The organism is Chryseobacterium sp. SIMBA_029 (assembly GCF_046535275.1).
Taxonomy (GTDB): Bacteria; Bacteroidota; Bacteroidia; order Flavobacteriales; family Weeksellaceae; genus Chryseobacterium.
In genome coordinates this window covers 1-253 of record NZ_JAWRXA010000603.1, presented here as the reverse complement: position 1 = coordinate 253, position 253 = coordinate 1, and the positions used below count along the sequence as shown (strand labels likewise).

The 253-nt window shown below is 67.6% G+C and carries 1 pseudogene; it reads right to left on the bottom strand.

The features are described 5' to 3' along the window. Window positions 1-253: pseudogene (locus SB679_RS25400) on the bottom strand (hypothetical protein); the annotation flags it as partial.

The following is a 253-nucleotide window of genomic DNA, read 5'->3' as shown; positions in this document are numbered from 1 at the left end:
GACCAGCATCAGCGCGATGGCGATGACGGCGAGAGCGACGAGCGCCGCCTTGCCGCCGGTCTGTTCCAGCGTTCCGGCAATGCTGACGAGGAGCACCGCGCCGATCAGAAGGCCGATCTGCACGAAGGGGATACGTCCCTCGGCGCGGTCATCCGTTGCCTTCGGCAGCAGCCACGGCGCCAGCACGGCCATCAGCACGCCGAGCGGCACCAGGACGATAAAGGCATGCCGCCAGTTGCTGCCATCGGCGAAC